This window comes from Nocardia sp. CDC159, assembly GCF_023740735.1.
In the GTDB taxonomy this organism is placed as follows: domain Bacteria; phylum Actinomycetota; class Actinomycetes; order Mycobacteriales; family Mycobacteriaceae; genus Nocardia; species Nocardia pulmonis.
On sequence record NZ_JAMRXH010000028.1, the window covers coordinates 42,595 to 64,598 of the forward strand.

The 22,004-nt window shown below is 69.1% G+C and carries 29 protein-coding genes and 2 pseudogenes; 14 read left to right on the forward strand and 17 right to left on the reverse strand.

From position 1 onward, the window contains the following. Positions 1 to 135 precede the first annotated feature (135 nt). Positions 136 to 825: a GPP34 family phosphoprotein gene (locus tag NDR87_RS35605; RefSeq protein WP_251918452.1), complete on the forward strand. Its 690-nt coding sequence runs from the start codon at positions 136 to 138 to the stop codon at positions 823 to 825. Between the two features lie 16 nt (positions 826 to 841). On the opposite strand, the gene NDR87_RS35610 is transcribed toward NDR87_RS35605, so the two are convergent. From NDR87_RS35610 to NDR87_RS35620, 3 genes are all read right to left on the reverse strand, one after another. Next, positions 842 to 1,174 carry a hypothetical protein gene (locus tag NDR87_RS35610; RefSeq protein WP_251918454.1) on the reverse strand — a complete coding sequence of 111 codons (333 nt, stop codon included), beginning with the start codon at positions 1,172 to 1,174 and terminating at the stop codon, positions 842 to 844. A gap of 318 nt (positions 1,175 to 1,492) precedes the next feature. Then, positions 1,493 to 3,070, reverse strand: coding sequence for an alkaline phosphatase (locus tag NDR87_RS35615; RefSeq protein WP_251918456.1), 1,578 nt, complete (start codon positions 3,068 to 3,070; stop codon positions 1,493 to 1,495). 48 nt (positions 3,071 to 3,118) lie between these two features. Further along, positions 3,119 to 3,628, reverse strand: a complete 510-nt coding sequence (locus NDR87_RS35620; RefSeq protein WP_251918458.1) for a pyridoxamine 5'-phosphate oxidase family protein — start codon at positions 3,626 to 3,628, stop codon at positions 3,119 to 3,121. A 117-nt stretch (positions 3,629 to 3,745) separates the two neighbouring features. Here NDR87_RS35620 and murJ point away from each other — a divergent pair, with 117 nt between their 5' ends. Further along, positions 3,746 to 5,398 (forward strand): murein biosynthesis integral membrane protein MurJ, encoded by a 1,653-nt coding sequence (gene murJ / locus NDR87_RS35625; RefSeq protein ID WP_251918460.1) that lies wholly within the window; start codon positions 3,746 to 3,748, stop codon positions 5,396 to 5,398. A gap of 16 nt (positions 5,399 to 5,414) precedes the next feature. On the opposite strand, the gene NDR87_RS35630 is transcribed toward murJ, so the two are convergent. Then, entirely contained in the window at positions 5,415 to 5,834 is a 420-nt protein-coding gene (locus tag NDR87_RS35630) for a hypothetical protein (protein WP_251918462.1), read from the reverse strand. Between the two features lie 439 nt (positions 5,835 to 6,273). Here NDR87_RS35630 and NDR87_RS35635 point away from each other — a divergent pair, with 439 nt between their 5' ends. Then, a complete protein-coding gene (locus NDR87_RS35635) occupies positions 6,274 to 6,888 on the forward strand; it encodes a hypothetical protein (protein ID WP_251918464.1) in 615 nt (204 codons plus the stop codon). Between the two features lie 16 nt (positions 6,889 to 6,904). On the opposite strand, the gene NDR87_RS35640 is transcribed toward NDR87_RS35635, so the two are convergent. Beyond that, entirely contained in the window at positions 6,905 to 7,375 is a 471-nt protein-coding gene (locus NDR87_RS35640) for a hypothetical protein (RefSeq protein ID WP_251918466.1), read from the reverse strand. A 113-nt stretch (positions 7,376 to 7,488) separates the two neighbouring features. Here NDR87_RS35640 and NDR87_RS35645 point away from each other — a divergent pair, with 113 nt between their 5' ends. After that, entirely contained in the window at positions 7,489 to 7,893 is a 405-nt protein-coding gene (locus tag NDR87_RS35645) for an NYN domain-containing protein (protein ID WP_251918467.1), read from the forward strand. A gap of 49 nt (positions 7,894 to 7,942) precedes the next feature. On the opposite strand, the gene NDR87_RS35650 is transcribed toward NDR87_RS35645, so the two are convergent. From NDR87_RS35650 to NDR87_RS35660, 3 genes are all read right to left on the reverse strand, one after another. Beyond that, positions 7,943 to 8,152 carry a hypothetical protein gene (locus NDR87_RS35650; protein WP_251918469.1) on the reverse strand — a complete coding sequence of 70 codons (210 nt, stop codon included), beginning with the start codon at positions 8,150 to 8,152 and terminating at the stop codon, positions 7,943 to 7,945. A gap of 107 nt (positions 8,153 to 8,259) precedes the next feature. Beyond that, positions 8,260 to 9,531 (reverse strand): hypothetical protein, encoded by a 1,272-nt coding sequence (locus tag NDR87_RS35655; RefSeq protein ID WP_251918471.1) that lies wholly within the window; start codon positions 9,529 to 9,531, stop codon positions 8,260 to 8,262. Beyond that, positions 9,528 to 9,752: a hypothetical protein gene (locus tag NDR87_RS35660; protein ID WP_251918473.1), complete on the reverse strand. Its 225-nt coding sequence runs from the start codon at positions 9,750 to 9,752 to the stop codon at positions 9,528 to 9,530. Before NDR87_RS35660 ends, NDR87_RS35655 begins: the two co-directional genes overlap by 4 nt. A 271-nt stretch (positions 9,753 to 10,023) precedes the next feature. Here NDR87_RS35660 and NDR87_RS35665 point away from each other — a divergent pair, with 271 nt between their 5' ends. Continuing rightward, positions 10,024 to 10,905, forward strand: a complete 882-nt coding sequence (locus tag NDR87_RS35665) for a hypothetical protein (protein ID WP_251918475.1) — start codon at positions 10,024 to 10,026, stop codon at positions 10,903 to 10,905. Next, positions 10,898 to 12,673: a GMC family oxidoreductase N-terminal domain-containing protein gene (locus NDR87_RS35670; protein ID WP_251918477.1), complete on the forward strand. Its 1,776-nt coding sequence runs from the start codon at positions 10,898 to 10,900 to the stop codon at positions 12,671 to 12,673. The genes NDR87_RS35665 and NDR87_RS35670 overlap by 8 nt, the downstream gene beginning before the upstream one ends. On the opposite strand, the gene NDR87_RS35675 is transcribed toward NDR87_RS35670, so the two are convergent. From NDR87_RS35675 to NDR87_RS35685, 3 genes and pseudogenes are all read right to left on the reverse strand, one after another. Then, positions 12,674 to 13,381 (reverse strand): alpha/beta fold hydrolase, encoded by a 708-nt coding sequence (locus tag NDR87_RS35675; protein WP_251918479.1) that lies wholly within the window; start codon positions 13,379 to 13,381, stop codon positions 12,674 to 12,676. It lies immediately after the preceding gene. Between the two features lie 88 nt (positions 13,382 to 13,469). After that, on the reverse strand, positions 13,470 to 14,258 hold the full coding sequence (locus tag NDR87_RS35680) for an SAM-dependent methyltransferase (protein WP_251918481.1): 789 nt from the start codon (positions 14,256 to 14,258) through the stop codon (positions 13,470 to 13,472). Positions 14,259 to 14,281: 23 nt separating this feature from the next. Next, positions 14,282 to 14,563 (reverse strand): annotated as a pseudogene (locus NDR87_RS35685) (multicopper oxidase domain-containing protein); the annotation flags it as partial. 100 nt (positions 14,564 to 14,663) lie between these two features. On the opposite strand from NDR87_RS35685, the pseudogene NDR87_RS35690 reads away from it, so the two are divergent. Beyond that, positions 14,664 to 14,825: pseudogene (locus tag NDR87_RS35690) on the forward strand (response regulator transcription factor); the annotation flags it as partial. Between the two features lie 35 nt (positions 14,826 to 14,860). Here the strand turns inward: NDR87_RS35690 and NDR87_RS35695 are convergent. Further along, a complete protein-coding gene (locus NDR87_RS35695) occupies positions 14,861 to 15,211 on the reverse strand; it encodes a DUF1844 domain-containing protein (protein ID WP_251918483.1) in 351 nt (116 codons plus the stop codon). A 335-nt stretch (positions 15,212 to 15,546) separates the two neighbouring features. On the opposite strand from NDR87_RS35695, the gene infC reads away from it, so the two are divergent. The 4 genes from infC (at position 15,547) to NDR87_RS35715 (ending at position 17,770) form a co-directional block, all read left to right on the forward strand. Further along, entirely contained in the window at positions 15,547 to 16,212 is a 666-nt protein-coding gene (infC, locus tag NDR87_RS35700) for a translation initiation factor IF-3 (protein WP_251918515.1), read from the forward strand. A 68-nt stretch (positions 16,213 to 16,280) separates the two neighbouring features. Then, positions 16,281 to 16,475 carry a 50S ribosomal protein L35 gene (gene rpmI, locus NDR87_RS35705; protein ID WP_251918485.1) on the forward strand — a complete coding sequence of 65 codons (195 nt, stop codon included), beginning with the start codon at positions 16,281 to 16,283 and terminating at the stop codon, positions 16,473 to 16,475. Between the two features lie 88 nt (positions 16,476 to 16,563). Further along, on the forward strand, positions 16,564 to 16,944 hold the full coding sequence (gene rplT, locus NDR87_RS35710; protein ID WP_251918486.1) for a 50S ribosomal protein L20: 381 nt from the start codon (positions 16,564 to 16,566) through the stop codon (positions 16,942 to 16,944). A 31-nt stretch (positions 16,945 to 16,975) separates the two neighbouring features. Continuing rightward, complete coding sequence (locus NDR87_RS35715; protein ID WP_251918488.1) at positions 16,976 to 17,770, forward strand: RNA methyltransferase; 795 nt, start codon at positions 16,976 to 16,978, stop codon at positions 17,768 to 17,770. Positions 17,771 to 17,780: 10 nt separating this feature from the next. Here the strand turns inward: NDR87_RS35715 and NDR87_RS35720 are convergent, their stop codons facing one another. Next, positions 17,781 to 18,023: a hypothetical protein gene (locus NDR87_RS35720; RefSeq protein ID WP_251918490.1), complete on the reverse strand. Its 243-nt coding sequence runs from the start codon at positions 18,021 to 18,023 to the stop codon at positions 17,781 to 17,783. Between the two features lie 159 nt (positions 18,024 to 18,182). On the opposite strand from NDR87_RS35720, the gene NDR87_RS35725 reads away from it, so the two are divergent. Next, entirely contained in the window at positions 18,183 to 18,560 is a 378-nt protein-coding gene (locus NDR87_RS35725) for a PLD nuclease N-terminal domain-containing protein (RefSeq protein ID WP_251918492.1), read from the forward strand. A 103-nt stretch (positions 18,561 to 18,663) separates the two neighbouring features. Further along, positions 18,664 to 19,617 (forward strand): phosphotransferase, encoded by a 954-nt coding sequence (locus tag NDR87_RS35730; RefSeq protein ID WP_251918494.1) that lies wholly within the window; start codon positions 18,664 to 18,666, stop codon positions 19,615 to 19,617. Positions 19,618 to 19,622: 5 nt separating this feature from the next. Here the strand turns inward: NDR87_RS35730 and NDR87_RS35735 are convergent, their stop codons facing one another. Further along, on the reverse strand, positions 19,623 to 20,117 hold the full coding sequence (locus NDR87_RS35735; protein WP_251918497.1) for an HAD domain-containing protein: 495 nt from the start codon (positions 20,115 to 20,117) through the stop codon (positions 19,623 to 19,625). A 75-nt stretch (positions 20,118 to 20,192) separates the two neighbouring features. On the opposite strand from NDR87_RS35735, the gene NDR87_RS35740 reads away from it, so the two are divergent. Next, the gene (locus tag NDR87_RS35740) at positions 20,193 to 20,756 is read left to right on the forward strand and encodes an alpha/beta hydrolase (protein WP_251918499.1); all 564 of its coding nucleotides are present in this window, start codon (positions 20,193 to 20,195) and stop codon (positions 20,754 to 20,756) included. Here the strand turns inward: NDR87_RS35740 and NDR87_RS35745 are convergent. The 3 genes from NDR87_RS35745 to NDR87_RS35755 form a co-directional block, all read right to left on the reverse strand. Further along, a complete protein-coding gene (locus NDR87_RS35745) occupies positions 20,677 to 21,021 on the reverse strand; it encodes a DUF1330 domain-containing protein (RefSeq protein WP_251918501.1) in 345 nt (114 codons plus the stop codon). The genes NDR87_RS35740 and NDR87_RS35745 overlap by 80 nt on opposite strands. 87 nt (positions 21,022 to 21,108) lie before the next feature. Next, entirely contained in the window at positions 21,109 to 21,498 is a 390-nt protein-coding gene (locus tag NDR87_RS35750) for a VOC family protein (protein WP_251918503.1), read from the reverse strand. A 3-nt stretch (positions 21,499 to 21,501) separates the two neighbouring features. Continuing rightward, entirely contained in the window at positions 21,502 to 21,789 is a 288-nt protein-coding gene (locus NDR87_RS35755) for a metalloregulator ArsR/SmtB family transcription factor (protein ID WP_251918505.1), read from the reverse strand. Positions 21,790 to 22,004 lie beyond the last annotated feature (215 nt).

The following is a 22,004-nucleotide window of genomic DNA, read 5'->3' on the forward strand; positions in this document are numbered from 1 at the left end:
CCCAGCCGATCGGGAACACGCCGTGACCGGATCGGGTGAACGCGCGAGGGATGGGCCGCCTTCTCCCGCAACGGTATTCAGGCTAGGGTCGATTCGCCGCACCACTGTGGCGACGACCTACCAGGAGGCGGGGGCATGCTGACCGTGGCGGAGGAATTCCTGCTGCTCGCGCTCGACGACAGCGGCAAGCAGCGGGTGGCCGACGCCGTGCTGGGAGCCGCGCTGGCCGGTGCCGCGCTGGTCGAGCTGACCCTGGACGGCGCGCTGCGCGTCACCGAGCGCGGCGATCCGGCGCACAAACCCGGGCGACTGGCCGCGACCGAGCGACCGCCCAGCGACGCGCGGCTGGCCGATCTGGTGGGAGTCGCGCAGGGCCGCAAGCCCAAGGATGCGATCGGCAAGGTCGCCGGATTCGGCGGCTGGCACCGTCGAGCCAAGGATCTGCGCGAGGCGCTGCTGGGCGATCTGGTCGACCGCGGCTACCTCCGCGTGGCTCGGGGCCGAGCCCTCGGCCTGTTCCCGACCACGGTGTGGCAACCGGTCGATCCCGCGCCTGCGGTGGAGATCGTGGCGCGCGTGCGAGCGGCCGTCGAGGGTCGTTCGCCCGATGACCGCACCGCCGCATTGATCTCGATCCTGTACGCGGTGGGCCTGCTGCCCAAGGTCGTATCCGATATCGACAAACGAACGGTCCGTCGCCGCGGCAAGGAGATCAGCGCGGGTGAATGGGGCGGACCGGCGGTGCGCAAGGCCGTTCAGGAGGTCCAGGGCGCCGCGGTGGCGACGATCGTCGCCGTGAGTGTCGCAACGAGCACCGGCGAATGACGGTGCCGGTGTTCATTCAGCCGAAACAGTCTGTGCCGCAGACTGTCCGCTGAGCGACGAGCCGATTGCCGGACACGACCGTGACGGCCCGCCGCGTGCCGCGGCGCGACCCCGTGCGGATGCACAACTCGGCGCTCATCGGGTCGTGCACGTGGGCCGGGTCGTCGTCCGACCGCCGATCGAGTTTGCGAAGTGTATACATCCAGTACATCTGCGGTACTCGGCGCGACAGCAAAGTTGCGGGATGGTTGACGAAGCCTCGCCGCTCGGTCGATGACGCAGTTTCAGCCCCGAATTCGTCGCGCCGACAACGGTAATGGACGTCTCCGACGGCGAGCGCCGATCGCATGGCTACAACGGGATTTCGAGAGGAATGACGTGAGTAGTGCCCTGCCGCAACGCGTTCCCGGCGCCACGCTGCCGATATCGGCCGAGCCGTTCGAACTGCCGCCGGTCGAACTGATCGAACGCGTCGCTCGCGCCCTGTCCGCATACGACCCGCACGCGTCGCGGTGCCGATGGGGCGGACCCGGCCGGGACTCCCGGAGCCGGGAGCCATGACGCAATGGCAGCCGCCGCCCCACCGCGGCAGCGGTCGCGATGATGTTGCCTGCCAGACCTTTCGAGGAATCGGCTCGACGCCGAACCATCCCGCCCACCCGCAGGCCTACAACTCGACGACGCCGGGCGCGCCGTCCCGCACTCCGTAACTCGCCCGCGTCCGCACCGGCGCACCCGGCCTGCGGACATAGGGAACCACCCGGAAATCGCCGCGCCACAGGCGGTGATCGACCTCGACCCGGACGTAACCGCGCTGGGCGTTGAAGAACTTCAGGTCCGGATTGGCGGCGAGCAGGCGGCGGCCGGTGGGGTCGAGGTCGGCGCCGTCGCCCGCGCTCGAGATCGAGGTGCCGGTGAATTCCGCCGCCACGATCGGGGATTCGGGGTCGGTGTAGTCGCGGCGCAGGTCGCTGACCTGGTTCTGATGACGGTCGCCGGTGATCACGACCAGGTTGCGGACCTTCCGGTCGGCGGCCGCGCCGAGCACCGCGCCGCGGTCGGCGACATATCCATCCCAGGCGTCGGTGGACACCGCCACCCCCGGGCCCGGATCGCTGTCGAGCTGCCCCAGGCCCACCTGGTTGCCGATCACCTGCCAGCGCGCCGCGGAGCGGGTGAGGCCGTCGAGCAGCCAATCCCGTTGTCGGGCTCCGAGAATCGTCCGCTCGGGATCGAACCGGACCGGGCAGTCCGCGGAGACGTTGCCGCCGCAGGCCTGCCGGGTGCGGTACTGGCGCGTGTCGATCATGGTGATCTCCGCGAGGTCGCCGAAGCCGAACCGCCTGTGCAGCAGCATCGATGGCCCGGCGGGCAGGCTCTCGACGCGCAGCGGCTGATGTTCGTACATGGCCTGGAAGGCGGCCGCGCGGCGGCGGCGAAACAGCGCGGGTAGCAACGAGATATCGATGCCGAGCCCGGGGGAGTCGCTCGCCCAGTTGTTGTCGACCTCGTGATCGTCCATGGTGACCAACCACGGGAAGGCCGCATGCGCCGCCCGCAGCGGAGGTTCGGCCTTGGCCTGGGCGTAGCGCAGCCGATATCCGGCCAGATCCACGGCCTCGGCGGTCAGATACGGCTCCACCGACATCCCGACGCGGCCCCGTCGCCAGCCGCGCTCGTAGATGTAGTCGCCCAGATGGACGACGAGATCGAGGTCCTCGGCGCTCATATGGTCGTAGGCGGTGAAGTAGCCCGAGCTCCAGGACTGACAGGAGGCGAAGGCGAACCGCAGCCGCGCCGTCGGCGCCCCCGGCAGCGGCGCGGTGCGCGTGCGCCCGACCGGCGAGATCGCCGCACCCGCCCGAAACCGGTAGAAATACCACCGATCCGGCTCCAGCCCGTCCACCTCCGGATGCACGCTGTGCCCGAGCTCCCGGGTGGCCACGGCCGTCCCGCGCCGCACCACCCGCCGGAAGCCCTCGTCGTGCGCCACCTCGTACTCGACGCCGACCGGCGCCCGCCCCATCCCGCCGAGCCCGTCGGGAGCCAACGGATCGGGAGCCAGCCGGGTCCACAGCACTACCCCGTCCGGCCGCGGATCTCCCGAACCCACCCCGAGCGAGAACGGATCCCCCAGCCACCGCGGGGCCCGAAACCGCCCGCTCCCCGCCCCGGAAATCCCTACCAGCACCGCCCCTGCCCCCGCCGCGCCCAACCTCAACAACTGCCGACGAGCCAGAGCCATACCTCAGGTTATTCCGCGGCCATCCTCCGGCGTCTGTCGGAGCGTACGTCAGGACAGCCGCCAGCGGGTGGCCCCATGGGGTTCGGCGGTCGCCACGCCCACGACGGTATGCGGGGTGACGTAGTAGAGATGCCACGGCGGGCGACCGGCGCTGGGGGCACTGTACTGGGCGGTGAAGGCGTGCCCCCGCACCTCGACCGGCCAGCCCGCCGCGCGATAGCGAGCGGCGATGCGCTCCAAGGTGTTCGGATCGGTGACGATCGCCGCGGTGCCCTCCACCACGAGATCGAGATCGTCGAAGGGGAAGGCGAGGGCGCAGGCCGGGTTGGCGGCGAGATTGCGGGATTTGCGGGTGCCGGGGCCGCTGACCAGATAGACCCCGTCGTCCAGCCACAGGGCTCCGATGCCGGTGGTGTGCGGGCGGCCGTCGGGGCCGCAGGTGCTCAGATAGGCCCGCCCGTCCGGATCGGCGATGAAATCGTGCAGGGCCGCGTGCGCCCGCGACCACGGCAGGGGGTCGTTACCGTAGATGTCCAGATTGGTTGTCTCGATCTGCATGGCGTCCTCCAGCGTCGGCTACAAGTGCTGACCGGACGGCGGCCGGAAACTCATCGTCCGCGCGATTCGAACCGGAAAGTACCCTCGGAACGGCGATATCCGATCGGGGAGGGATTCTTGGACTACGGCAATCTGCCCACCCAGCCGCTGCCGGTGTTACCGGGTCCGCATCCGGAGTCGGTGCGGCCGAGGCGCACCCGGACCCTGGCCCGCGCGGGCGGTCACGTCGCCCTGGCCAATGTGGCGAGCAAGGTGACCGGTTTCGCGAGAACCCTCGCGCTGGCCGCCGCGATCGGGGCCGCCGCGGTCGCCGACTCCTACAATCTGGCCAACAACATGCCGAATATGGTGTACGAACTGATGCTCGGCAGCGTATTCGCCAGTGCGATCGTGCCGCTGCTGATCCGGGCCCGTCGGCTGGGTCGCCGTGGCTCCCGGGAATTCACCCAGCGCCTGCTGGTCGCGGCGGTGATCGTCGCCGCGGCGGTCACGGTGGTTACCGTGCTGTGCGCGCCGCTGCTGGTGCGCATCCTCGTCGCCCATCCCGAACAGCGGCGGCTCACCACGATATTCGCCTACCTGCTGCTACCGCAGATCTTTTGTTACGCCCTGACGATGCTGCTGACCGCCGTGCTCAACGTCCGCGACAGCTTCGCCGCGGCGGCCTGGGCTCCGGTGGTCAACAACGTGATCGTGCTGGCGACACTGGGGATATTCGTGCTGCTGCCCGGCCCGGTCACCCTGACGCCCGCGTCGATGACGGCCGCGCAGGTGCTCACCCTCGGCCTCGGAACCACCGCGGGCATCGCCGGACAGGCCGCCTGGGTGGCGGTGGCGCTGCGGCGCAACGGTTTCCGATGGAGCTGGCGGGTGCGTCCGATCCCGCACACCTGGCGGCCGGTGCGCGCCGCGGTCCCGCTGCTGGGCTGGGTGCTGGCGTACGCGGGTATCAGCCAGGTCGGTGTGGTGGTGACGCTGCGCGTCGCCTCCGACCACGGCGGCATGTCCGTCTACACCTATGCCGACCCGCTGTTCCAGGTCCCCTACGGCATTCTCGCCGCATCGCTGCTCACGGTGCTGATGCCGCGCATCTCTCGCGCCGCGGCCCGCGGTGACCGGCCCGCCGTGATCGCCGATCTCGGCCGCGGCGCGCGGTATTTGGTCGTCGCCATGGTGCCGGTGACGGTGGCGATGGCTTTGCTCGGACCGGTCCTGGCCACGGTGGTGTTCACCGGTCGCGTCGACGCGGCCGCGGCCCGGCTGATCGGTGCGGCCGTGGCGTCCGCGGCCTTCGGCCTGGCCCCGTTCGCGCTGGTGATGCTGCAGCTGCGAGTGTTCTACGCCGACAACGACACCCGCACCCCGACGTTGATCAATATCGCCATGGTGCTCACCAAGATCGGCGTTCTGGCGCTGTCGGTCACGGTCCTGCCCGATCCCGGCGTCGTGGTGATGCTCGGCGTCGCGGGTTCGGCCGCCTACGTCGTCGGCGCGCTGACGGGACACCTGCTGCTGCGCCGCCGTTACGGCCTGCTCGGCTTCGCCACCGTCGCAACCACATTCGCGCGGGTGATCTGGGCGGCCGCGATCGCGGGCTGGGGCTGCCTGGTCGCCATGGCGCTGGCCCGGCACGCCGTCGCCGACCCGACGCTCGGACGCGTGCTCACCGTGTCGGTCGGTGCGGCGATCGGTGCGGCGACCTTCCTGCTCGCGGCCAAGATCATCGGCATACCGGAGGTCCGGCACGCCCGGGCGTTGCTGCGCGGGTGAGCGGGCGTGCCGCGAATCAGTTGGCGACGCAGGCGGACCCGAGATTGATGCCGGTGCCGACGTCGACGGCCGCCGACACCACGGTCGTCGCGCCCGGCTGGAGGGCGTAGATGTAGGTGATCTTCGTCGACGACGGAGTCCACGTCGCGGTCGCCACGCCGTTGGACGGCTTGGCGTCGGCGAAACCGCTGGGGCCCTGGCCCTGCTCGAAGAAGTAGACCGTCTTGGTGTTGTCGTCGACCCGGGCGGTCACGGTGTAGGAGCAACCCGTCCCGTACTTGTGCGAGCCGAGGCTCAACCCGGGCGCGACCTCGAGCGCGGTGACCGTCGCCGCGGCCTGCGGTGCGGCCAACGCGGTGACGGTGGCGGCGACACCGAGTGCGGCGGCTCCGGTGGCGAATCGAATCGAGGTGGGCGAGTTGATGATTCGAGCCATGATGTGCAATCCCTCCAGTATTGCCCCGGAACCCGTTGCGCCGGTGGTCGATTCGAGCATCCGAAGTGTATCCGCCCGGCCCGGACGCTTGATGCCCCAATTTTCCCTGCCGCGATCCGGGCCGTGGCACGCCGCAGCAACCCATCCGGCGTCTCCAGCCTCGGCCGGGTGGCCGGTGGCCGTCCATTGCGTGGCCGCCGGTGAAACCATTCCTGAATATTGTTAGGCCGCAACGACATCCGGCGTCATATGGCTCCGGATCGGCATCCGGCACGCCCACTCTGCCGACGGATCCGGGCCGGATGATATTTCAGTACGGCCACTATATCGGCATCTGGTGTAACTGTTTCACCGAAAAACATTCATGTCGGCAATTTCTGGGTACACACACCTGCAAGCCGGGCCGGACCCGGAGGCACGAAAACGAAGAAGTACGATCATGCGTAGAGCAACGGCGCTCTTCGCCGCATTACTGTTGGCCATCCTGTTTTCCTTCGCGCACTCGACCGCGCCGCAGGCCCACGCCGCCAACTGCACCGGCAACTGGGCAATCGGTATCGGCGGTCTCGGGGACAACACCTCCTCGGTGTTCATCCCCTTCGTCGATCAACCCGTCGGCTACAACTCGCTCGATCCGATGTCGGGATTGAACGAACTCAATCGCCTGTTCTGGCTGCACCGCGGCGAATGCCCGGGCGACCACATCAGGATGATCGGGCACAGCGAGGGCGCTGGCATTCTGCACGCCTGGGTCACCGCGAACCAGTACGTCGGGAATGCCAATGCCATTCTGCTGGCCGATCCCAAGCGTGCCCCCGGACCCGGTTGGGGCGGCCTGTCGTCGGCCCCGGGCAATCACCTCATCGGCTATCCGCTGGCCGGGGTGGACGACTGGTTCGGCCCCTTCCCGACGCTGACGGTCTGCAACCACGACGACCAGATCTGCGACACCTCGGCCGGGTGGTACGGCTACCTGTTCGCGGGCGCGCACAGCCGCTACGACTTCAACGTCTGGCACTACGGCGACTGGGACGACGGCGTCTGGTATCGGTAACCGCCGATTTCGGGGATCAGTAGCCCTGCGGCACTGGTCCCCATTGGCTGAAACCGTGCCCCATCGATGTGCACATCGCCACGCCTCGATAGGTGATTTCGCATGTCGCCCCGGCATAGCTGATCGAGTACCGCGGCGCGTGGGCGTCGGCGGACTCGATCCGCGCCAGCGCCGGATTTCCGCCGGGCAGGGTATGGCTGCCGTTGGAGTTCCACTGCGGATGAGCGGGCATCGCGGGCGAATCGATGATGATGGCGGGGACATTCGGCAACGACACCTGCGCGCCGGCATACAACACATTCATGGCCGGGGCCGGTGGATTCAGATCGCAGCCCACCGTGCCGTCGCCGCGGATCGAGCAGTTCCACCCGCCCATGGCGAAATAGACCGTGTCGGCGGCGTGTGCGGTGCTCGCCCCGGACAGGCACGCGGCGGCACCAAGAATTCCCCCGCAAACCGTTGCGGCGACGAACTTTCCGGCAGCCATGAAGAAAATTTATCACCACGCGGCGTAAAGGCAAGAGTTTGTCGAGGGGGCCCGACAGAATTGGCGGGCGATGCAATCGACGGGCGATTCCACCGATAGGGGAGACTGGGCGGATGATCGACGACGAGACGCAATTGTTGGTGGTCGACGCGGCGAATGTAGTCGGCTCGCGTCCCGACGGGTGGTGGCGCGATCGGGCGGGTGCGGCGCGACGACTGCTGGACCGGTTGGGAGTGCTGAGCGGTCACCTGTCCGCCGATATCGTCGTCGTACTCGAGGGCGCGGCGAAAAAGGCTGTCGACGAGCATGATTCGGCACCGGGGCGGATACGGGTGGTCGCCGCCGAGGGATCGGGCGACGATGCGATCGTCGGCGTGGTGGCCGCCGCGGTCGATGCGGGCGTCGCATCGGTCGTCGTGGTCACGGCCGACCGTGGGCTGCGCGACCGGGTCGCGGCGCTGAGGGCGAGGACCACCGGTCCGCGCGAATTCTTGGATCGCATCGACTCGCTTCGCTAGGCCGGTGCGCCCGCGACTCCGCCGGGAAGGACGCGGGCGGGGTCATCGACTAGGAGATCGCGGAGGACATCGTCGCCAGGCCGGGGAACATGCAGGCCGACAGGCTGAAATTCATGGGCGAGCAGTCGATCGGCGTTGCCTCGGTGGGCTCCGGGGAAAGGGGAAGCGGTTCGGCGGACGCCCCGGCGGCTCCGAGAACGGTCGCCGAAACGAACAGAGCGGCAACGGTACCGCGGTGAACCAGCTTGGTGATGCGCATTCGCACTCCTTCGAAATCAAGGTCATTTCCCCGACGCGCTCACGCTATCGATCGGTCCACCGGCCCGGCATGCCCCCAATTGGCCTGCCCCCCAAGCGCGCTGGTCGCTACCCGCGCCGCCGCCCCTGCCGTCGCCGCTTGAAGAACACCTCCTCGACCGATTCCGCGGGAATCGCCCGCACGAGCACGTTCAACCGCGGGTCGTCGCGGTGATCGGCCAGATGCCAATGCAATCCGGCCCGCCGCTCCGGCGGCAGCGTCGCCCATACCGCGCCGATATGCGCGCGGACCTCGGCATCGGCGGTCGCGAGAAGGTCCAGCATCGACGCCCAGATGTCGGCCTCGGTGGCGTGGGCGGGCAGGTCGGCGAGCGTGGCCGGGGACAACCCCGCCAGCAGCCGAGCCGCCCGCAGCCGCAGCTCGGTATCGGCCGCGCCGAGCGCCGCGAACAGGCCGCGCCAGCTGTCGGGGCGGGCATCGCCGTCCAACGCGGTGATCAGCGCGCGCAGCGCGGGTTCGTGGGCGAGGATCGGCAGCGCGGCCAACCGGGCCAGCGCATCGGGACCGAGGCGACCGGCCACCGCGAGCAGCTGCGGCACCGCGCCCACTCGGATGGCGGTCTCGATGAGTCCACCCAGCTCCGCGGCCGAGCCGACGGTGAACAGGATGTCCCCGACGGCGGCCACCGCATCGGGCTCGCAGCGCGCGAAGACCGTCAGCGCCGCGGTCTGCAACTCCGGCGGACCAATCAACACCGTTCGGATCATCCCCGGAACCCGGTGTTGCGTACCGACGAGCAGCTGGCGCACGATGGCGCTGACCGCATCGGCGGAGTAGGCGTAGGCCGCCGAGAAGATCAGTCCGGCATCGTCGTGCACACCCCGCTCGACGGCCTCGATCAGCGGCGGGGTGGCGTAGGCGAGAAACGGACCCGCCGTGACATAGTCGCCGCGGCGCAGGATCTCGTTGACGATGCCGACCACCGGCTCCGGTGGCGCCACATCGGCGAGCTCGCCCACCGAGCGCGGATCCAGATAGGGCGCACAGTCGGCGGCATACGAGGGATCGAGCAGCGCAAGGGTTTCCGCCGCCTTCTTCGGATGTTCGACGCCAACCGCGCCCGCCGCGCGCCCGGTCAGCATCGGCGGCACCAGTCGCTGTACCAGCGGGATCGAGATCGTGAGCGGAATGATCGGCACCAATCTGCTGATCCGCCCGAAGGTTTCGGCATGCCGATCGAACAGGACCGCGGCCATCCGCTGCTGGATCTCGTGCACCTGCTCCGCGCCGAGTCGTTTCAGGTGGGCCAGCCGTTCCGGCGGCACGTGCAGGGTGCGGGCCAACAGCACGATCTGCGCGCGCGTGATCGGATCGCTCATCGATCGAGCCGGTCGCCGAACATGATTCGCTTCGTGATCCCGCGCAGCGGCCGGGGCAGCGCGCCCACCATGGCGTCGATCGCCGCATTCAGCGTGGCCGCCTCGTGCCGGTGCGCCGCGCGGAAAAGCCCCAGTAGATCGGCGATTTCGGGCTCGGTGAGGTCGTCCAGGGCCCCCGGTGACCCGCCCAGCTCCCGTTCCAGATCCGCTCTCGCGTTCATGCCGCTCCTGACCGTCCGTGCCTCGCATGGTAGGAGTGGGCCCGGTCGGCGCGTGGCGAATCGAGCGGGTTTTGATCGATATCACGTCACCGGCGTGCGCATCCGCGCAGCCGCGCCCGCCGTCCGAACGACCGAAAATCGTTGGTGTGGTTCGTGTCTGGTGGGTACTCCCGCTGTGTGCCGCCCGGATCCGCTGTGGACCGGCCCGCGCCGTCGCCGCCGCGTCGATACCTGGGGCACATGACGATTCCCGACGCGGGCGGCAGGGGCCATGATGTGGGACGAGGGTTTCGACAGCGTCGCTCGACGCGATCTACTGATCCGAGCGGTCCGACTCGCGGCCTGTGCGGGGGCGGGTGCGCTGGCGCCGGGTGCGATCGCGCTCGCGGTGGCGCGCGCGACAGGGCCGCTCGCGGCGGCGGACGGTTTCGCGCTGGACACCATGCGCGCGGTCTGTGTCATGGTCTTTCCCGGCCCCGACGAATGGTCGCGGGTGCAGGGCGTATCAGGGGCGGGCCCGGGACCGATCGAATTCGGCGGCGGGGAATTCATGGTCGGCCTGTTCGACAACTATCTGGCCATGGGCGATCAGCTGACCCGGCCGCTGGCCCTGGCGGTCGCGCAGGCCCTGGGCGAGCTGGGGCTGCCGGTCGCACCGCTGCTCGGGGTGACGCCCGAACAGGGTCGCCGGATCGACGAGGCACTGGGCTATCTGTACTCCGATCGGGTGCTGCCGCTGTCGCTGCTGATGGCACTGCTGCTGAACTTCTGCACGCTGCTGATCGCGCCGGGTGCGGTGGCCGGGCCGCTGGGCTCGCCGTTCGCGCGGCTGAGCCTGCGGGACAAGTGCCGGGTGCTCGAGCTGATCGAACGCCCGCTCCCGCAACTGGTCTCGATCGTCGATCGCGGCCTGCCGCAGCCGCTGCGCGGTTCGGGGACCGGGTTCCTGCGGTTCGGGGGTGGAATTCTGTTGGAGGCCACGGCCTTCGGGGTGCATTCGGAGCTGGAACTGTTCGATCCGCGCACCCGCGACGTGGCGGTGCGGCCGCCGTCGTGGGGACTCACCGGCTACCGCCCGGACGGGCTGGTCGACGGCCAGCCGGAGCTGATCGGGTACTACCAGGGGCGCAGGGAGGTGCCGGTCGATGCGTGATGTCATCGTGATCGGAGCGGGCGGCGGGGGTCCGGTCGTCGCGGCGGAACTGGCCGGGCGGGGCCTGGACGTGCTGCTGCTGGAGGCCGGGCCGCGCCACGACGACCCGCGCGCGCAGTGGTCGCATGCGGAGAACGACGCCAACAATCCCAACGACGGTTATCTGCGCTTCGGTCCGCAGGATCGCCGCAAACCCGCCTGGTTCCGGGAGTGGGCGTCGAATATGTTCGTCTGGGAGCTGTCGGGGGTGGGCGGGACGACGGCCCACTACTTCGGCAATTCGCCCCGGCCGTATCCGGGTGTGTTCCAGGGCTATTCCGGTCCGGACGCGGCCGCCTACGATCGCGCCCACGAATTCCCGTTCGGCTACCACGAATTCGTGCCCTACCTGGAGTGGGTCGAGGCGACGCTGCCGGTGCAGACCGCCGCGATGGGCACCAAGGAGGCCCTCACCTTCCGCGGCTGCGAACGGATGGGCCTGCCGGTGCAGACCACGCGCACGACCACCGGCGACTCGTTCCGGCCGCAGCAGAACGCGATCCTGCAGCCGGGCGGCAATGCCGGGCGCACCGACCGGACCGACCTGCTGACGCATCCGGCCGCGACCGGGTGCACCTTCTGCGGCCACTGCTTCCAGGGCTGCTATCAGCCGGTGCGCGCGCCGCGCAATCTGTTCGCCAAACGCTCGACGGATAACAGCTATGTTCCCCTGGGCCTGGCGGCCGACGCCGTGCGCCCGGGTGGGCGGCCGGTCGAACTGCGCGCCGATTCCTTTGTCACCGCGATCAATTCCGAACAGCGGGGCGGGGAGGTGGTGGCCACCGGCGTCACCTGGCGCGACAACGGCAGCGGCGAGCGCCACACCGAGGACGCCCGCGTGGTGGTGCTGGCCGGGGGCGCGTCCGGCAGCCCGCGGTTGTGGTTCGCCAGCGGCCTGCCCAATCCCAACGACTGGGTGGGACGCGGTCACACCGATCACTTCCTGGACTGGGTGGTCGGGGTGTTCGACGAGTACACCGGCAATTCCAAGGGTGCGAACTCCGCGGCGCGCGTGGAGTTCCCCGGCTACGGCGGAATCGAGAACGTCGGCCTGACCCCGGCGATCCAGGCGTTCTCGATGTGCCTGTCCGACAGCGGCATTCGTGGCGTCTACGACAACGGGCGGGGACCGGTCGGACCCTGGGACGGGCGCGCGGGACGATTGGTCGGCGACGAGCTGATGGAGCTGCTGGGCAATGGGATCGACCGGCTGCTGAATTTCCTGGTGCTCACCGACGACCACGTCGAGGCCGGCAATCGGATCACCCCCTCGCTGTTTCCCGCCGACGAGAACGGCGCGCCCGCCAAGATCGACGTCTCGGGGCGGCGGCGCACGGCGAAGACGGTGGCGAATCGGGAGTTCGTGGCGGCGCGGGCCGCGCAGATCATGCGGGCGGCCGGGGCGCGGCGGGTGTATCGGATGGACTGGGCCCCGCTGCTGCTGCATGTGCATTCCTCGATGCGGATGGGCGCCTCGGCGGCGAATTCGGTGCTCGACACCGACGGCGAGGCCCGCTGGGTCGGACGGCTTTTCATCGCCGACAATTCGGCGCTGCCCAATTCCCTCGGCGGGCCCAATCCGACCCTGAGCGCCCAGGCGCTGGCCACCCGGACGGCGGAGAAGATCTTCCGGAGATATTTCGGCGGTGATCCCTGGGTGGGTCGCGAGGCCCCGATCGTGACCACCGACCCGCGCATCACCGAGCGGCTGACCCGGCTCGGGTTGTGATCAGCGCTCGGCGACGGCGTGAATCAGTTCCGCGAGCTCCACCGGCCGCGACCACATGGGCCAGTGTCCGGTCGGCAGATCGATGTAGTCCGCCTCGATGCGGGTCAGCTCGGCGAACAGCGGTTCGGATCCCTTGTCGCGCAGCTGTCGCACCAGGTCGGCGCTGAAGCTGGTGCAGATGATCGTGGTCGGAATGCGCAGGCGGGCCGGGGAATCGCTGAGCTCGAGCGGGGCGGTCGCGATGCTCGCGGGTTCGGAGACCGCGCGTTGGCGAAACCGCTTCAGCGCGGCCTCGTCCAAACCGGCCAGGCTGTTACCCGCCGCCTCGAGCTCCGGCCAATCCGCCAGCGGCAGTTCCCGCGCGGTGGCGGGCAGCTGCGGAATGAGGACGAAGCCGCTGGGCAGCGGTGCTGAGTCGACATACACCGCATGCGAGAAGCGTTCCGGCGCAAGGTCGGTGGCCAGATACGCTGGCGCCGCACCACCGGAATGCGACACCAGCACCATCGGATCGTCCGCCGCCGCCTCGACGATCGCCTCGGCCTGCATTTTCAGCGTGGCGTCCAGGCGTCCGGGATCGGCCGGGTCGAGTCCGGGCAGGGTCAGCGCTCGCGGTTCGTCGCCGCGCCGCCGCAACTCCGTGGCGACCTCGTCCCATGCCCATGCGCCCAGCCAGAAACCCGGGACCAGAAGTATCGGTGTCGCCATGGTCTCGAGCATGGCATGCCGACGCCATGACCGCCCGAACTTTTTCTGAGCCGTTGTGCGCCAAGGGTTCTCGTTGTACGCGCGGGTATCAGGGCCGGCGGCCGACGCCGCCCACGATCACCACCGGCGGGACGGCGGCCCGCGCATCGAGCCACTGCTGTACCGGGGTCACGCCGGGGCCGAGCAGGTCGAATCCCTCGAAGAACTTCTCGACCTCGGCGCGGGTGCGATACGCGAACTGCGCCGACCCGCCGACGGATTGGGTCGCCAGGTCGCGGAAGTCCCGGACGGTGTCGTCGGTGGCATGGGTGAGGATCAGATAGCTGCCCGGGGCCATCACCTCGCGAAAACGCGCGTGGATGCGGTCCGGATGCTCGGTGTCCATGACGTAGTGGATGACCCCGCCCAGCAGAATGGCGACCGGTTCGGCGAAATCGATCAGCCGCTCGGCCCGTAGCCGCTCGACGAGCTCGTCCGCGCGGCGCACATCGGCCAGCAGCGGGATCACTCCAGGCACGCCCGAGAGGAACGCGGTCGCGTGCGCGTGCACGACTGGGTCGTGGTCGACCGAGACGACCCGCGCCCCCTCGTCGACCTTGTGCGCCATTTCGTGGACGGCGGGCGAGGTCGGGATGCCCGCGCCGATATCGAGGAACTGCCGTACGCCCGCCTCGGCCGCGAGCAGCACGGCCTGCAGCAGGAACTGACGGTGCGCCGCGGCCGTCGCCTGGATGTCCGGCGCGATCCGCACCATCTGTTCGGCGAGCACCCGGTCGGTCGTGTAATGGCTCCGGCCACCCAGCAGGTAGTCGTAGACCCGCGCGGAGTTGGGTTTCGACGGATCGACTCCCCTGGGCGCACGCTCGATGTTCGACACCGCACCTCCCTCGCCGCGAACAGTCATGGTAGCAAGCGGGCGGCGCGCGCGGCCGGGGCGGGTTTGCTGGATGAATGCCCGAATCCGTCTGGTATGTCGCGAATTTCGTATCGTCCGTGCCGATGGCCCGTCTCGGGTAGCGCCATCGGATTCGGTGTCTGCCCCGGGCCGAGCACCAGGAACTGGCCCATCATGCCGCGGTCCTCGTGTGGCAGCAGATGGCAGTGGTACATGTACGGATAGGTCGGATCGGCGTGGGTCTCGAACCGCATGGCCAGCGTATCGACCGCCGCGCCCGGCGCCACCAGCGGCGCGATCTCGGCAAGGGCGGCGGGCAGCGGCGCGGACGGGCGCAGGCTGGCGGCCGGTCGCAGCAGCAGGATGTCGAGGGTGTCGTCACCGCACGTGGATCTGACCGCCCGCGAGCGCGAGGTGCTCGATCCGCTCACCGATGGCGCGAGCAATCAGGAGATCGCCGACCGGCTGCACCTCGGCGTCACCACGGTCAAATCCCATATCGCCCGGCTGATGGACAAGACCGGCTGCGACAACCGCGTGCGGCTGGCCCGCTCCGGCGATCGGCTGCGGACCAGCTCCGCGGATCAGCAGACCGGGCCGGTGTACTTCTCGCCCGGACCCTTGCCGGGCTCGTCCGGATGCGCCGAGGACTCGCGGAACGCGCGCTGCAGCGACTGCAGCCCCTCGCGCAGCGGCCCGGCGTGCGGACCGAGATATTCGACCGAGGCGGTGATCAGTCCGGCCAGGGCGGTGATGACGCGGCGGGCCTCGTCCAGATCGCGGCGCGGGCTCGAGTCGGGATCCTCGTCGGCCAGGCCCAGCTTCTCGGCGGCCGAACTCATCAGCATCACCGCGGCGCGGCTGATCACCTCGACGGCGGGGATGTCCGCCAGCTCACGCACGGTCTCGGGCTCGTTCAGCGACGCCTCACTCATGCCCGTAGCATGGCATCCGGAGCCGATGTGCCTGGTCGCGGGGGCGGGCGATTTCAAGGTTCGAGTCGGGGGATGTTAAGCTGTTCTGCGACGACCGCCCCGGTCCGGTTACTGCAACTGGTTGGGGCCATAAGTGGAGCCCGACTCCCACCGTCCACCGGCGACACGCCAGGTACGACGGTCCGGTCGCCCATCATTTTCGATGGGTTCCTCGCGCGGGGTTTCCCCAGCGCAGGGTCGATGCGAGCGACTCGCGTCGACGGCCGGTCGACATCGGGCCCCGTGGCGGTGAAATACCGCGACGGGGCTTTCGTGTTGGATATGGGGTTGCAGTTATAGCTTGCGGTCGTTGGACGACACCGCTTGACCTAGGAGGCCCCATCAGCACTGAGACCCGCATCAACGATCGCATCCGCGTACCCGAGGTCCGGCTCATCGGACCGGGCGGCGAGCAGGTTGGGATCGTGCGTGTTGAAGATGCACTCCGCGTCGCCATGGAGGCGGATCTCGACCTGGTCGAGGTCGCACCGGATGCGCGCCCACCGGTCTGTAAGATCATGGACTACGGCAAGTTCAAGTACGAGACGGCGCAGAAGGCGCGCGAGTCCCGGAAGAACCAGCAGCAGACCGTGATCAAGGAGCAGAAGCTCCGACCCAAGATCGATGACCACGACTACGAGACGAAGAAGGGTCATGTCCTGCGCTTCCTGCAGGCGGGCTCGAAGGTCAAGGTCACGATCATGTTCCGTGGTCGCGAGCAGTCGCGACCGGAACTCGGCTTCCGCCTGCTGCAGCGGTTGGCGTCCGACGTCGCCGAGTTCGGCTTCGTCGAGACCTCGGCCAAGCAGGACGGCCGGAACATGACGATGGTCCTCGCGCCGCACAAGGGCGCGAAGACGCGGACGAAGGCACAGCAGGCGGCGTCGTCGCAGCGTGATGCCGCGCCCGCCACCGGTGGAGACGCTCCGGCCGCCGCGGCCGACGGGGCCACTCCGCAGTAACCCGATACAGCTCCGGTCGGATTCGCGCCTTTGGCGTGCCCGCCGGTATGAGACAGATTGAGGAATCCATGCCGAAGATGAAGAGCCACAGCGGCTCCAGGAAGCGCTTCAAGGTGACCGGCACCGGCAAGCTGATGCGTGAGCAGACCGGCCGCCGCCACCTGATGGAGCACAAGTCCAACCGCGTGACCCGTCGCCTGGAAGGCAAGGAGGTCGTCGCCAAGGCCGACGTCCGTCGCGTCAAGAAGCTGCTCGGCATCTGAGCTCGCACCCGCGATCCGGTAACGGACGCCTTTCCGACCATCCCTCCGGGCGCCGCGAGCGCCCCTCGATCGAAACAAGGACTGACAAGTGGCACGCGTCAAAAGGGCTGTCAACGCGCAGAAGAAGCGTCGCACCGTTCTCGAGGCCAGCAAGGGCTACCGTGGCCAGCGGTCGCGGCTGTACCGCAAGGCCAAGGAGCAGCAGCTCCACTCGCTGACCTACGCGTTCCGGGACCGCCGGGCGCGCAAGGGTGACTTCCGCAAGCTGTGGATCGCGCGCATCAACGCCGCGGCCCGCGCCAACGACATCACCTACAACCGCTTCATCCAGGGCCTGAAGGCCGCGGGTGTCGAGGTGGACCGCAAGATCCTCGCCGAGCTCGCCGTCTCCGACGCCGAGGCGTTCGCCGGGCTGGTCGCGGTCGCCAAGGCCGCCCTGCCGGAGGATGTCAACGCCCCGGCCGCCTGACCCTTTGGGTACTCGGAACTCGGAACGACCCGTGGACGCGCTCTCCGAGCGCAATCCGCGGGTCGTTTCCGCTGTCAAGCTGCATCGCGCCCCGCAGCGCCGCAAGACGGGCCTGTTCCTGGCCGAGGGCGCGAATTCGGTGGCGGCGGCACTCGAGACCGGGCGCGTGAGCGAGCTGTTCTATTCGGTGCGTGCCGCCGAACGCGAGCACGAGCTGGTGGCGGGCGCGGTCGCGATGGGTGTGCGCGCGACGCTGGTGAGCGAGCGGGCCGCCGAACATCTGGGGGAGACGGTGACCCCGCCCGGTCTGGTCGCGGTGTGCCACTCGGTGGATGTGCCGCTGCCGCAGGTGCTTTCCAGCTCCCCGCGCATGCTCGCGGTCCCGGTGGAGATCGCCGACCCCGGTAATGCCGGAACCCTGATCCGCGTCGCGGACGCGGTCGGCGCGGATGGCGTTGTGCTGGCCGGTGATTCGGTGGATCCGCACAACGGCAAATGCGTCCGCGCCTGCGCCGGAAGCCTTTTCCACGTCCCGATCGCCCGCGAACGCGATACCGACGCGGTTCTCGCGGCCCTGAACGACGCCGGAATCACCGTCCTGGCCACCACCGCCCGCGGCGAGGTCGATCTCGACGACGCCGAGGAGATCCTGCGCGCCCCGGTGGCGTGGCTGTTCGGCAACGAGGCCCACGGCCTGGACCCGGCCGTCGCCGCCCGGGCCGATCATCGCGTCCGCATACCCATTCACGGGCGGGCGGAGAGCCTGAATCTCGCCGCGGCGGCGGCGATCTGCCTGTACGCGAGTGCGCGCGTGCAGTATCGCTGACGCGGGTCGGCTAGTTTCCGATCGGTGTCCGCGCCCGCGAGGCGCGGCGGGCCGCCACGTAGGCGTGCGGTGAGCGGCCGTACGCGGCCAGGAATCGGTGGGTGAGGTGGGCCGGTGGCATATCGATGTCGCGGGCGAGCGCCTCGATGTTCAGGGGCCGGGCGTATTCGCGGTCGAGGCGGTCGCGGACGCGGCGCAGCCGGGTCAGTTCCTGTAGGTGCTGGGCCGCGGCGGCGTGCATGAGCTGGCACATCGTGATTTCTCCTCGGTCGGGTTGTGCGGATCACGCTAGGTCCGGATCGTGCTGTGACGCTTCTCGATTCCTGACCGGTGGCATCGAACCGCCCGAATCGGCGCGCCCGGAAACCGCGATGTCTGGTACCGTACGGCGTCGTTTCGAAGGAGGGGGCCCATGCCATACGCGCTCGTCGGGTTGATCACGCTCGTCCTGTGGGTGTACTGCCTGATAGATGTGATCACCAGCCCGGAATCGGAGATTCGCCACCTACCCAAGGCGCTGTGGCTGATCATCGTCATCCTGGTACCCACCCTCGGCGCCCTGCTCTGGCTGATCCTGGGCCGCCCGGTCGGCAGCGGTCGCCGCTCCACCACCACCCGCTACCCCGAATACGACCGCCCCGGCCGCTACGTGGCGCAGAATCCGGAGGACGACGAGGAATTCCTCCGCCGCCTGCGTGAGCGCGCCGAGGCCCAGCGCCAGGAGGCCCGCCGTCAGGAGGCCGCCCGCCAGGCCGAGCAGGATCGCCGCCGCGAGGCGGGGGAGGCGTAGGTCGCCGGACCTTCCGAACCAGGCTTCCCAGGGCTCGCCCGCCGCACCCTGCCACGGCATTAATCGATCGCCCCGGTCCCTCCGGCATGGCAATATCGCCGCCATGCCAGAAGCCATGACGACCGAACAGCTCGCCGACCGCACCGCGCGGGCACGGGAGGCGGCCGTCGCCGCGGGCCGGGAGCTGGGGCTCACCGTGACCGATGCGACCGTGCTGCACGACGTGTTCTCCGTCGTCGTGCATCTCGCTCCCGCGCCGGTGGTGGTGCGGGTGCCCACCGTGCTGCCCGACTATCTCGATCTCGAGGCTCAGACCGCGCGCCAGCGCACCGAACTCGACGTGGTGGCGTGGCTGGCCGGACGCGGCGAGCCGGTGATCCCGCCGAGCCCGCTGGTGCCGCGGGAACCCGTGCGGCGCAACGGTTTCTCGATGACGTTCTGGCAGTTCGTGGAGCTGGACGACAGCACCGAACCCGATTACGCGCGCAACTGCGGGCTGGTCGCCGACCTGCACGCCGCGCTGCGCGACTATCCCGGCGAACTGCCGTACCTGTCGGCCGCCGAACCGAACATGGTCGAGGACGGCCTCACCGCGCTGCGGGAGCGTCCCGACCTGCTTGCGCCCGACGACCTCGACCGCGCCCGACGCGAATGGGATGCCCTGGCCCCCATCGTCGCGTCGCGCGCGGCCTTCGAGGCGGCCTTCCCCGGCATCGATCTACAGCCGATCCACGGCGACGCCCCCGCCGCGAATATCGTCGACACCCGCACCGGCACCCGCTATTCGGATTTCGAACTGGTCACCCTCGGCCCGCCCGAATGGGATCTGGCCTTCTTCGGCCCCGAACACCTCGCCGCCTACAACTCCACCGCCCGCGAGCGCGGCCTGCGCGAATTGGACTCCGGGGTAATGGATTTCGTCAACGCCGTGGGCATGGCCCGCACGGTCGCCTGCCTGGCCCTGGTACCCCGCCTCCCCGTGCTCGCGGACTCGTTGAAACCGGCCCTAGAGCTGTGGCGCTCCACGCCGCCATTCGAGGGCGTCCGCCACGGCTGAGCGGGTCACACCCGGGCGTCGAGCCAGGCGGCGAAGCGGGGAAAGTCGCTGGGCCGCAGGCCCAGTCGAGGATCTACGCGATGCAGCAGGGCGCGGCCGGGATGATGGGCCGCGACCCAGTCCCGGTCGTTGTCGGTGATCTCGTCGTCGATCCAGAGGAACGGTCGGCCCGCGGCTCGTTCCACCACGGGTCTGGTCTTCCAGTGCAATCCGAACCATGCGTCGACGCGATCGTCGTCGGCGTCCGGCCATTGCAGTACCGGCAGCACCGGAAGACCCAGGGACGCGCCGATGGCCCGGTTGGCGTCGTGCATCCAGGTGGTGGCCCATACCAGCTCGCAGCGGAGGGCCAGCAGGAGCGGGCCGAGCCCCGGATCGAGGCGGTCCAGCAGCGGATTGGAATCGCTTGGCAGCGGCGATGATTCGCGGCCCGGCCCGAACGGCAGCAGAGGTCCGTCGACATCGAGGAACAGCAGCGGACAATGGGTCGTGTCCAGCACACATCCAGACTAGGTGCACCGACTCTCACGTGCAGTCGAAGCGGTGGTCGTAGGGCGGTCGGGGCAGCACTCCTTGTGTGCAGCAACAGCTTCTTCTGGACGCCGGTGGTCCGCGAGCTGGCGCTGCTGGGGCACCGGAGTCTGCCGGTGGACCTGCCCGGACACGGGCTCGATGCCGCGTATCCGCTGTCCTATCAGGCACCGCAGGATCTCGCCGCCTTCGCCGCCGCACCGTCGCCGGTGGCGGAATTCACCCTGGCGGACAACGTGAATCGCGTGGTCGATATCGTGCGCGAGGTGCGGCGGCACGGCCCGGTGGTGCTGGTCGGACACAGCCTCGGCGGCGTCACGATCGGCATGGTCGGCAATGTCATTCCCGATGCCATCGACCGGATGGTCTATCTCTCGGCCTTCTGCCCCTCCACCCCGGACGCGCCCAGCGCCTTCGCCCTGAGCCAGACCCCTTCGACGTGTACTCACTGGCCGCCAGTCACGCGGGCGTCATGCTCCGGTCGCGTGAACTGGCGGCCATACTCGGCGAATTCGCCTGAGCGCGAGGTTATTCGGCGACCGCCGCTCGGATCGCCTGGACCGCCGCGGTCGGCTGGTAGCCGTCGGGTACGCCCTCGACCAGGATGATGTCGCCCTCGATGTGCCGGGAGCGCAGCGGTGCGATCTCCCGGTAGGCGGGGGAGTCCCACCAGGCCCGGGCCTCGTCGATGCCGGGAAAACCGATCATCACGACGGCGCCGGGCCAACTGCCCTCCTTCACCTCGTGCTGCGCCATGTGCACGAGGTAGCGACCGCCGTACGGTTCGAAGGTGCCGGGCAGGCGCTCGATGTAGTCCGCGATCTCCGGGTGTGGGGCCGCATCCTGCAGGTGAGCGATGACGTAGGCGGGCATGGGTTTCCTTCCGGCGATCGGGATTTCGTTGCGTCCTGATCCTGGCACGCGCACCGAGCCGGAGCGATTACCCGACAGGTAATCGAATCACACCTTCTGCGTGACGATCTGGATGAGATTGCCGCAGGTGTCGTCGAAGACCGCGGTCGTGAAGTCGCCGTGGTCCAGCGGCTCCTGGGTGAAGCGCACACCCAGCCCGCGCAGCCGCTCGTACTCGGCCTGCACATCGTCCACGGCGAAGGAGGTGAACGGAATGCCATCCTCCACCAGGGCCTGCCGGAACGGGCCCGCCGCGGGATGTCCGCTGGGTTCCAGCAGCAACTCCACCCCGTCGGGATCCTGCGGCGACACCACGGTCAGCCAGCTGGCCTCGCCGACCGGAATATCGTTCTTCTTCACGAAGCCGAGTACCTCGGTATAGAAACGCAGGGCCTCGGCCTGATTGTCGACGAAGACACTGGTCACGTAGATGCGCATCGGTTACTCCTTCAGCCAGCGGTCGGTGAGATTTCGCAACGGTTCCCGGTTGAGATAGTGGAACTTGTACCGGCCCTCCCGGCGCGTGATCACCAGGCCAGCCGCGGACAGCACGTCCAGATGCTGAGAAATGGCCTGCCGCGACGACGACATCCGATGCCGCATCGTCAGCCGCCCACACAACTCGAACAGCGTCTGCCCATCCCGCTCGGCGAGCTCATCGAGGATCACCCGGCGCGTGGGCTCGGCCAGCGCCTTGAAGACCTCACCGGGGTCGGTTCCCGCATCCACGGTACCACTATAGGCAAGTATCTACTTGCCTGTCACGGGTGAGTTCACGGCGCTGTCGCCGCCGGGCTCGGTGCCGATCCGAAACAGTGGCGGCTAGGGCGTGTCCTGTAAGTGGTTGTGCGGGTTTGGGTGAGTCGGTGTCGTGGTTGTGTTAGCTGTATGCGGTGGTTGGTCGAGGTGAGGTAACTGATCGGGCCTGGGCTCGGATCGAGCCC